The organism is Frankia tisae (genome assembly GCF_025403405.1).
Taxonomy (GTDB): domain Bacteria; phylum Actinomycetota; class Actinomycetes; order Frankiales; family Frankiaceae; genus Frankia; species Frankia tisai.
In genome coordinates this window covers 1-10221 of the sequence record NZ_JANEZT010000249.1, presented here as the reverse complement: position 1 = coordinate 10221, position 10221 = coordinate 1, and the positions used below count along the sequence as shown (strand labels likewise).

Below are 10221 nucleotides of genomic sequence, written 5' to 3'. Positions count from 1 at the left end.
GGGGCGGGTGTCGACCGGGTCGATGACGTCGTCGATGACACCCAGCGCCACCCCCCGTTCGACGCCGCCGGCGGCGCGGGTGTGCTCCTCGACGAGGCGGGCGAGCACGGCGGGCCGGTCGTCGTCGGCGGCGGCGGCCAGGGCGCGCCGGTGCAGGATGCCGACGGCGGCCTCGGCGCCCATCACGGCGATCTCGGCCTGCGGCCAGGCGAGCACGGCCGTGGCCCCGAGCGAGCGGGAGTTCATCGCGATGTAGGCGCCGCCGAACGACTTGCGGGTGATGAGCGTGACCCGGGGCACGGTCGCCTCGGCGAAGGCGTAGAGCAGCTTCGCGCCGCGGCGCACCACCCCGTCCCATTCCTGGCCGACGCCGGGCAGGTAGCCGGGGACGTCGACGACGACGACGAGCGGGACGCCGAAGGAATCGCACATGCGGACGAAGCGGGCGGCCTTCTCGGCGCTCAGGGAGTCCAGGCAGCCGCCCTTGCGCAGCGGGTTGTTCGCGATCACGCCGACGCTGTGGCCGTAGAGCCGGCCGAGACCGACGACGACGTTCGGCGCCCAGCGCGGCTGGAGTTCCTCGAAGTCCCCCGGGCCGTCGTCGCCGTCGAGCAGCCGGTACACCAGCGGATGCACGTCGTAGGCCCGCCGCACCCGCTGCGGCAGCAGCGACCGCGGGTCACGCGGGTCGGGCGCGACCAGGTCCTGGCCGGCGTCGGCGGCCGTGTCCTCGGCGGTGATCGCGTCGGCGGCGGTCTCCTCGGCGGTGATGGCGTCGAGGTCGACGTGCCCCGGCGCGGCGAGCAGCGCGGTGATCCGCCGGGCCCGCTCGTAGGCGTCGCTCTCGGAGCGGGCGATGACATGGACGACGCCGGAGCGCCGGCCGTGCGCGTCGGCACCGCCCAGACCCGCCATGTCGATCTGCTCTCCGGTGACACTGCGCACGACGTCCGGGCCGGTGACGAAGACCCGCCCGTCGGGCGCCATGATGACGACGTCGGTCAGCGCCGGCCCGTACGCGGCGCCGCCGGCCGCGGGCCCCAGCACCACGGAGATCTGCGGCACCCGCCCGGAGGCGTGGATCACGGCGGCGAAGATCTGGCCGATGCCGTCGAGCGCCTCGACGCCCTCGGCCAGACTCGCGCCGCCGGAGTGCCACAGCCCCACGACCGGCACGCCGTCGCGGACGGCCGCCTCGATGGCGGTCACGATCTGCCGGGCGCCGACGGCGCCGAGCGCCCCGCCCATCCGGGTCCCGTCCGTGCAGAAGGCGACCGCGGCCAGGCCGTCGATGCGGCCGCGCCCGGCCAGCACCCGGCCACCGGCGGGCGCGGCGTCGGCGACGAACGAGCCCGCGTCGAAGAGCTGGGACAGCCGGCGAGCGGGGTCGCGCACATCCTGGCCGGGGATGACGACCGCGGTTTGGCCGATCCTGGTCGGCTGGGTCATGGCTTCCTCTCCCGCACGGTGCCGGTGGCGGCGATCCGGTGTCGCAGATGCGATCCTCGGGCGCCACCCGCGCCGCGCCACGGGTCGGTCGGTGACCGGCGGGCGGGGGCGCCCGCGGTGTTCCTGCCAGTGTCGACCGACCGTCTTGCATTCCCCTAAAGAATCGATAGAGCCCGCTCCCGCCCGGCGGGGCGCGGAAAGATTCGCCGCATTTCCGGTTCGGGCGCGGTTTCGCGGCCGCGGAACGCCGACCCTCGAAATCACGGTGACCGGCCGGCACCCCCGTGCCATCTCGACCGCACGGCACCGGACACGCATTGACGCTGATCGTCCTGATGCGCTCATATTGTCCCCGCAGTAGCGGGAATACGGACAAACAGGGCGAGGCGCCGGAGGTGGCGGCCCGGGCGTCGAGGAGTGGACTGTGGGGCTGATCGCCGGGTGGTGCCTGCGGTACCGGTGGATCGTGGTGGGGACGTGGCTGATCGTTCTGGTCGCCGGCGGCGTGCTGGCGGGCCACGAGGGCGCCCGCTACCACCAGGCGTTCGGCGTCGCCGGCACCGATTCCCAGCTCGCGACCGACGCCCTGGCGACCGTCGTGCCCGGCGGCCTGCCCGACGCCGAGATGATCGTCGTGCGGGCCCGTGACGGCGACGTCAACGCCCCGGCCGTCCGCCAGCGGATCGCGGCGATGACCGCACGGGTCGCCCGGCTGCCCGGTGTGGCCACCGCGATCGATCCGTACGGGCCGGCCGGCGGCCTGCTGCTCGGCGTCGAGCCGGTGGCGCGCGACGGGCGCACGGCGATCGTGGGCGTCGTGATGAAGGGCGCCGCGACCAGCCCAGACCTCGCCGCGGTGCGGCGCCTGATCACGACCGCCCGCGCCTACGACGGGCCGGACATCCAGGTGGAGATGTCGGGCATCGGCACCACGATGATCGTCCAGGGGGACATCTCCATGACCCCCATCGCCCTGGCCGTCGTGGCGGCCACGATCATCCTGTGCCTGGTGGTACGTGCTCCGGGCGGGATAGCCGTCTGCGCGCTGGTCGCCGCCGCGACCGCCGCCGGGGTGCAGGCCGGCGTGACCCTGCTCTCCCGCCGCGTCGACGTCAGCCCGCTGGCACCGCTGCTCGCGGTGATGATCGCCGTGGGGGTGAGCCTCGGCGCGGCGGTCGTGGCCGTCCATCGCTGCCAGGCCGGGATGCGCGCCGGGCGGCGGCCACTGGACGCGGTCGCCGCGAGCATGGCCCAGGCCGGGCGCGCGCTGGCCTGGGGCAGCCTCGGCCTCGCCGTCGTCATGCTTGGCACCAGCGCGCTGCACGCGAGTGTCCTCGCCGGCCTCGCCCCCGCCGCGTTCGTCGCGGCCGCGGTCGCCAGCCTCGCCATCGCCACCCTGATGCCCGCGACGCTCGCCGTCGCTGACCGGGCCCTGCTGGTCTGGACCGAGCGCACCCAGCTACGCGCCACCGGCCGCGGCCTGCCCGTCCGGCCGGGTCTGCGCTCGGCGTGGGCGGGCCTCGTCGGCCGCTTCCCGGGGATGCTCGCCGCCGCGGCGGTCCTGCTGCTGGCCGTGCTGGCACTACCGATCATCGGACTGCGCCTCGGCGGCGGCGACGGGGGCGTCGACCCGACGTCGACGACCACCCGGCGGGCCTACGACATCATCAGTGACGACTACGTCGCGGGCCTGAACGGTCCCGTGCTCGTCGCCGTCTCGAACCTGCCCACGGCGAACCCGCCCGTGTCGAACCCGCCGGCGGCGAACCCGGCCGTCCTGGCGACCCTGCTCGACCGCCTCGGCACCACCCCGGGGGTGGTCAGGGCCTTCCAGGTGCTGCAGAACCCCGCCACCCGCTCGGCGCTGATCGAGGTGCTGCCCCAGGCGGAGCCCCGGTCGGTGCAGGCCAGCGACCTCGTGCGGCGGCTACGCACCCGGACGGTGCCCGCGGTCGTTGCCGGCACGACCGTGCGGGTGCACATCGGCGGCCAGACCGCGCTGTTCGACGACATGGCGGCCCGCTTCACCCGGGTGCTGCCGGCCTTCGCGGCCCTCGAACTCGTCGTCCTCGGGGTGAGCGTGCTCGCCAGCGTGCGCCGCGTGGGCCCCACGCTGGCGATCGTCTCAGCCAGCGCGCTGACCACAGCGGCGGCGCTCGGCGCCATCACCTTCGTCTTCTGCGACGGCCATCTCGCCGGCCTGCTCGGGGTGCGCGCCGGGCCGATCGAACCGTTCGTCCTCGGCCTCATCCTGATCGTCTCCTTCGGCCTGGCCATCGGCATGCACCTGACCCTGCTACGCCGGCTGCGGGACCCGCAGGAGCGGCCGCCGGACGGCGAGGACCCGGCGACGGCGATCCGGTCGGGCCACGCGGACGTCGGCCATGTGGTCGTCGCGACCAGCCTGATCGTGATCGCCGTCTTCGCCGGGCTGGCCTGCCAGCAGGTGCGCACGATGAAGCTGCTTGGCCTCGGGCTGGCTGTCGGCGTCGCGCTCGACGCGCTGGTGCTGCGCGTCCTGCTGCTGCCCGCACTGGTGCACCTCACCCGTGACGCCGCCGACAGGCGGCCGCTGGCCGGGCCCGTTTCCCCGGCCGGGCCCGCCCGCGCCGAGGACACGGTGCCGACCCGGCTGTCCACCCGGCGGCGGGCGCCGCGTGCCGCCGTCGGTGCGGTGGCCGGTCGCGAGCCCGACGCGGCGGCGCGGCTGCCCGGCGGCCGGGGGCCTGCGGGGCCTGCGATCGGACCCACCGTCACCGCACCGTGGAGCTGGTTCGAGCCTCATCGACCGGGCAACCCTCGTCCGGACTGACGGGCGGCGGCAGAGGACGAGCCCGCCGCCGGGGGCGTCGCGGTGGACGGTGGAGATGTCGCACAGTGCTGGCTGTCGGTGCCGGGTGGCCCCCGCCGGCCGCCGGCCGCAGCCGCCGATCGGGCCGCTCCTTCGACCTGGAGGGCGCCCCGGCGTTGCGGATGAAGCTCGACTCCGCCATGGCGGACAAGAAGGAGCTGTGGAGGGCGATGACCGCCCGCCACGGCCTCGCCGGCCACACCTACCGGGAGGTCTCGTCCTGGCTGGTTCGGTGACGCGGTGTTCTCCTGGGACCATGACATGTTCGCCGACGGTTCGAAGGGGCGCCGCTTCGGCTTCCACGAGTACGTCGAGACCGAGACGATGTTTTACGCCCTCTTCGACGACCTCCGCCGCCGCGTCATCCCGTAGACCGAAGCCGCCGGGGCCGGTGAGCGGCCTGATGGCCGGGGCCGGTGCGCCTGTCGGGACCGAGTCGACTGTTGAGAAGGAGCCATCGGTTACGCCTCTGGCGGGGCGACGCGCACCTTCGGCTGCGACGACCTGGGCCGCACCACCTCCGACACCCTCGCCGGCCCCGGGGGCACCCTGCGCGGGCAGAGCTACACCTACGACGCCGAGGGCAACGAGCTGACCACGACGGTCAGCCCCGCCACCGCCACCGCCACCGCCACCGTCGCCGGCGCCGGGACCTCCACCTACGTCATCACCGACGGTCTTATGGATCACGGTGGCGGGGACCCACTTCGAACGCGGAGATCGCGCCGTCGAAATTCCCGGCTGGGTCGGGAATCTGACCCCATGTGCTCGGGACAGCGGGTCTTGGATGCTACGACCTCCTAGCCGTTCAGGGAGGTTTGTAGTGACCAATCGGGATGTAGTTGAAGGCCTTCGACCAACAGGCTTCGCGCTACCGTTGCGCTGGATCGGGGCCGCCGGCGTGGTTATGGTGGTGGGCATTATCGGTCTGGGTCCGGCCATGGGTGGTCCAGACTCCTGGGCATCGGATGCGGTGGCACAGTACCGTGACACGCTCGACGGCTCCACGTTTCTGGACGTCGCGCCAGTGCGCTTCGGAGCTTATGCATTGCTGACCGCGTTCGAGATGTTCTTCTTTGCAGGCTTGTGGTCGTGGGTTCGAAGAATTGCGCCACGAAGCATGGCGTCGCCGCTCGTAGCGCTGGCGGCGGCGGGCTTCGTCGCTGGTGGTATCGCGTCGGACGGATTCAACTTCGCGCAGGCCATCGCGCTGCATGGCGGTCGTGGCGTTTCGGTGGATGCGAATCTCGCGGTCATCTCGGATGTGGCCTCGACGTTGGTCATCATCGAAGTAAATGTGTGTCTCGCGGTTGCTGTCGCCGCCGTCAGCGCGATCGGGTTGCGTAATCGGACGCTACCCGCGGCCCTGTGTTGGTACGGCCTGGTGGCCGCTGCGGCCTCGGCTTTGCCCGGGTTCTTTGCGAGCTCGTTTCCTGTCTTTGTTCTGAGTAATCTTCTTCGGCTCGCCTTCGTCGTTGCGATCTCTGTGCTGATGTGGCTCGGACGGGTACCCGGCGGCGAGGAGGTCATGGCTGGCTGACCGCGTCGGCCGCATGAGAGGATCTGGCATATGGCGAAACGGCTTGGTGCGTGGAGCGCGGTTGCCGTGGCTGCCTTCAGTGTTCTGTGTGCGCTCGTCACCGTGGCGTTGCGGATCTGGGGTAAGGGCGGGGATCCGGGTGCCGCGCTGGGTGGTGTTGCCCGGGGTGCATGGGCGATAGACGCTATCGGCGCCTGTCTGTGGTGCGTCCCGGGGCTTCTGATCGCGCGGCGTCGTCCTGATCTACGGTTCGGCTGGCTCGCACTGTCGGCCGCGGTCGGGCACGGCCTGGCGGGAGTGGGTCTCCAGGTCGCGACCACCAGTGTCCTGGGCGGTCGCGACTGGCCCGGCGCGGCGGTCGGGCTGTGGTTCGCGGCCTGGGGCAGCGTCGTCGAGCTGCCGGTGCTCGCGGCGATCTACGTGCTGTTCCCCACCGGGCGGTTGCCGCTGGGGTGGTTGCGGGTAGCGGGCATTGCCGCGGTAACGGTCGTGTTGGCCGGATTCATGTCTTCCGTACTCCTTCCATTCAGTTATACGCTCGAGGCGAGGACGCCTGGCCCGTTCGCGGGTCTGGTCAATCCGATCACGGGAGATCTTGACGCGGGGCCTGCGAGCCCAATTCCGCTGTTTGCGGTCGGGATGCTCGGCGCGTGTTTTACCGTGCTGTTTCGTTGGTGCCGCGCGCGTGGCGACGAGCGACGACCACTTAATGGTCTGGCATTGCTCGCCGCCGCCGCACCGGTCGTAGTCATTGCCGTCTTCGCCTTGCCATCCGGTGTTGGTTTCGCGGTTGCCGAGCTCGAGACCTTTCTCGAGATAGCGGTGGTCGTGAGTGTCGTCGCGCGGCACCGTCTGTTCGGGATCGAGGTCGCCCTACGGCGCACGGTGGTATACGGCGCATTGGTCACGTCGTTGATCGGCCTGCACGTCGTGGCGGTCGGCATTACCGACGCACTCGCGCCCGATGCGGATGGTTCGATCGTCGCCGCGATTACAGTCGCGATAGCGGTGATCCCCCTACGCGATCGTCTGCAGCGCCTGGTCACCCTGCTCATGTACGGCGAGCGCGACGACGCATTCATTGTGGTGTCGCGAATCTCGCACGCGATCAGGGACGCCGAGTCGCCTCGGCATCTCCTCGACACCGCGGTCAAGAGCGTGGCCGAGACGCTGCGCCTGCCGTATGTCGCGATCGATCTTCTCGACACCACGCCACCGATGAAAGTCGAGACCGGGCAGCGAAGCGGCTCCGAGCAGGCGGAATTCTCCCTGCACCACGCAGGGCGTATCCTCGGTCGCCTTATTATCATTCCGCGCTCGGGCGAGTCCCGCGTCTCCCGAGCGGATCAGCTCGTGCTCGGTGATGTCGCCGAGCGGCTCGCGGTCGCGGTCGCGGCGGTGGCGATGACGATCGACCTGCAGCGGTCTCGCGAACAGCTGGTCGGCGTCGTCGAAGAAGAGCGCCGCCGAGTACGCCACGATCTGCACGACGGCCTCGGCCCCATACTGGCCGCGTCGGCTTACCGCCTCGACACCGCACGAGCCTTGCTGCCGACGGATCCGTTGGGGGCCGACCGTCTCGTCGGCGCCGCTCGCGCGGAGCTCACCACCGCGATAGCCGACATCCGTGCGGTCGTATACGGACTGCGACCACCGATGCTGGATGAGCTTGGGCTGCTCGGCGCGATTCGCCATTTTGTGGAAGCGAGTCAGGACCCACAGATGTCCTTCACGCTCGACATACCGCGGCAGGCCCTGGTGCTGTCCGCCGCGGTGGAAGTTGCCGCGTACCGGATTGCTACCGAAGCCGTGCTTAACGTTCGTCGGCACAGCATGGCCGACCAGTGCACCGTGCGAATAAGCTGCGATCCAGATCTCCATCTTACGGTCAGCGACAACGGGACGGCTGCGGCGCCATGGCGAGCAGGAGTGGGACTCAGATCGATGCGGGAACGGGCCGCGCAGGTGGGCGGAATCTGCGAGGCCGGTCCGACCGGTGACGGTGGCCTGGTGTCGATCCGGATACCTTTGGAGCAGGGGGCTTGACGAGCATGAAACGTGTTCGGATCGTCCTCGCCGACGACCATCCGGTGGTCCGCTCGGGTCTGCGGGGACTACTCGACACGATGGACGGCATAGAGGTCGTCGCCGAGGCCGGGACGGGACAGGAAGCGATCGACGCGGTCCGCGGGCAGCGACCCGACGTGGTCATCATGGATCTGCAGATGCCCGACCTCGACGGCATAACCGCGACGCGCCTGATTGTCGCGGAAAATCCTGGAATCGCCGTCCTGGTCTTCACCATGTTCGAGGACGATGACACCGTGTTCGCCGCCATGCAAGCGGGCGCCCGCGGCTATCTCCTGAAGGGTGCACTCCCCCGAGACGTAGAGCGCGCGATCGAGGCAATCACCAACGGCGAGGCAATCTTCGGTGCGGCGGTTGCCGAACGCATCAGGGCCCGGTTGGGGCGTGGACGGGCCGAGTCCGCGGCAGCGCCGTTCAGCGAACTCACCGACCGTGAGCGGCAGATCCTGGACCTGGTCGCGACGGGCGCGAACAACGTGAGCATCGGGGCCGAGCTTCACATCAGCACGAAGACGGTGGCCAACCATGTCTCGAACATTCTCGTGAAGCTGCGCGCCGCTGACCGGCCCGAGATCATCGTGAGAGCACGGCGGGCCGGCCTCGGCGAACCTTAGCGTGTGTCTCGTGTGAGGCTGCGCCGGGTGAGGGCGCCCCGGCGCTGCCGATGAAGCTCGACTCCGCCATGGCGGACAAGAAGGAGCTGTGGAGGGCGATGACCGCCCGCCATGGCCTCGCCGGCCACACCTACCGGGAGGTCTCGTCCTGGCTGGTTCGGTGACGCGGTGTTCTCCTGGGACCATGACATGTTCGCCGACGGTTCGAAGGGGCGCCGCTTCGGCTTCCACGAGTACGTCGAGACGCCGGTGATGTTCTTCGCCGCCTTCGGTGGCCTCCGCCGCCGGGTCATCCCCTGACCGCCCCGTCGGCGTCCGTGACGTCGCCGGGGCCCGCCGACCTCCTGGTGGTCACGGCATCGCGGCAGGTGTCTGCTGACGAGCGGGCGCGTTCGCGCCCCCGCTGCCTGACGCCGGCGAGGGGGCGAGCGTGCCGGACGTCGTCCGTGCCCCGGCGTGAAGGACGGCGGTGCGGCCGGCCCGCGGCACCCGCTCGGGCAGGAGATCCCCCGCCTCGTAGCCGGCGGTGGCTTCCGCGCGGGGGAGGATATCGCGGCGAAACTTCCAGAAAGAGTATTCGACTCTCGCCGAATTACTGAGCTCTACACCGAGCTCGACCTTCGCGGTTGTGCGGCGGGGGCGCCGAAGAGTTGTTGGGTGTCTTCGGTCGCGACGCCTGGCCGTGACGGGGTGAAGTCGGCCTTCGACCTGGGGATAATGAAACACCCGCCCGCTGAAATGATCGCTTTCACCAGTCGAACGGTCTGGCCGGTCTGTGTGGCCACCGGTTTGGTCTGCCGATGTGGTCTGCCGGTGTGGTCGTAGTGCAACGTTCATGTTCAGGCTACTTCCCGTCAGCCTGCCATGGTTAGCGTCTACGACCGGGGAGAAACGGAGCTGGTGGAATGGTTGACCCGAATGGGTGACCGGACCGACCGTAGGGCCGAGCTGTGGCTCGGCCGTAACGGGAGCCCTGTCGGGCCGGCTCCCGGCGCGGTGAATCGGATCAGGGCGCCTGCAGACGAACCGCATCAGTATCCGAGCGGGCCGACCAAGGCTGTTACCGGGCCCGCCGCGAAGGAAATTCAGATGTTCTCCGACCAGGTACTGATCCAGCCGCGGCGTCACCTTGCGCCGACTCACGCCCTGTACGTTCTGCTCGAGACCGGCGTGCACGCCAGCCTGGAGTGGCAGCGGCTGGCAACCTGTACTTCCTGCGCCAGGTCATCACCGGACAACGGCTGCTGGATCGCGCGATGTGGCGGACTTTGTTTGACCAGGCTGGGCTGGAGGCCGTCGCCCTCGCGCATCCCGACCCCACCGTCGAATCCACCGCTCTGACGCTTGGCTTCCCGGTCCGCCCGAACCTGCGCTGCGCCCTCCCCACTCACTGCGCCTTCCCCACTCGCTGAGTCTTCCCCACTCGCTGAGTCTTCCCCACTCGCTGCGCCGCTCCGTGGCCCGAGACCAAGGGATGTTCCCCCATGTGCGCTCTGCCCTACCCGTACGAGCTGTCGGCGGTGGCCGGCGACGGCACCCTTGTAGACGCGGTCTGGGCGCAGGTCGCCGCTCGCCCGCTCGCCCCCGCCGTCGTGGACGGCAGCCTGGAGTGGAACTACCGGCAACTGCGGGAGCGGGTCGACACCGTGGCCGGCCAGTTACTGGACACCGGTGTGCGC

General features: G+C 70.5%; 10 protein-coding genes. 9 read left to right on the top strand and 1 reads right to left on the bottom strand.

Translation table 11 applies throughout. The features are described 5' to 3' along the window. A partial coding sequence (locus tag NBZ85_RS21265) for an acyl-CoA carboxylase subunit beta (protein ID WP_261562468.1) occupies positions 1-1449 on the bottom strand: 1449 nt, incomplete at its 3' end. A 424-nt stretch (positions 1450-1873) separates the two neighbouring features. Here NBZ85_RS21265 and NBZ85_RS21260 point away from each other — a divergent pair. The 9 genes from NBZ85_RS21260 to NBZ85_RS21220 all read left to right on the top strand — a co-directional run. Further along, positions 1874-4261 (top strand): MMPL family transporter, encoded by a 2388-nt coding sequence (locus NBZ85_RS21260; protein WP_261556182.1) that lies wholly within the window; start codon positions 1874-1876, stop codon positions 4259-4261. Between the two features lie 65 nt (positions 4262-4326). After that, on the top strand, positions 4327-4536 hold the full coding sequence (locus NBZ85_RS34085; RefSeq protein WP_261556183.1) for a hypothetical protein: 210 nt from the start codon (positions 4327-4329) through the stop codon (positions 4534-4536). A 4-nt stretch (positions 4537-4540) separates the two neighbouring features. Next, on the top strand, positions 4541-4672 hold the full coding sequence (locus NBZ85_RS34080; RefSeq protein ID WP_261556184.1) for a hypothetical protein: 132 nt from the start codon (positions 4541-4543) through the stop codon (positions 4670-4672). A 451-nt stretch (positions 4673-5123) separates the two neighbouring features. After that, a complete protein-coding gene (locus NBZ85_RS21245; RefSeq protein ID WP_261556185.1) occupies positions 5124-5840 on the top strand; it encodes a hypothetical protein in 717 nt (238 codons plus the stop codon). A 30-nt stretch (positions 5841-5870) separates the two neighbouring features. Then, a complete protein-coding gene (locus tag NBZ85_RS21240) occupies positions 5871-7886 on the top strand; it encodes a sensor histidine kinase (RefSeq protein ID WP_261556186.1) in 2016 nt (671 codons plus the stop codon). Between the two features lie 5 nt (positions 7887-7891). After that, the gene (locus NBZ85_RS21235; protein WP_261556187.1) at positions 7892-8542 is read left to right on the top strand and encodes a response regulator transcription factor; all 651 of its coding nucleotides are present in this window, start codon (positions 7892-7894) and stop codon (positions 8540-8542) included. A 168-nt stretch (positions 8543-8710) separates the two neighbouring features. Further along, complete coding sequence (locus NBZ85_RS34075; protein ID WP_261562467.1) at positions 8711-8842, top strand: hypothetical protein; 132 nt, start codon at positions 8711-8713, stop codon at positions 8840-8842. Between the two features lie 887 nt (positions 8843-9729). Next, positions 9730-9954, top strand: a complete 225-nt coding sequence (locus NBZ85_RS21225; protein WP_261556189.1) for a hypothetical protein — start codon at positions 9730-9732, stop codon at positions 9952-9954. A gap of 72 nt (positions 9955-10026) precedes the next feature. Next, positions 10027-10221: hypothetical protein (locus NBZ85_RS21220; protein ID WP_261562466.1), on the top strand; the 195-nt coding region annotated here is incomplete at its 3' end.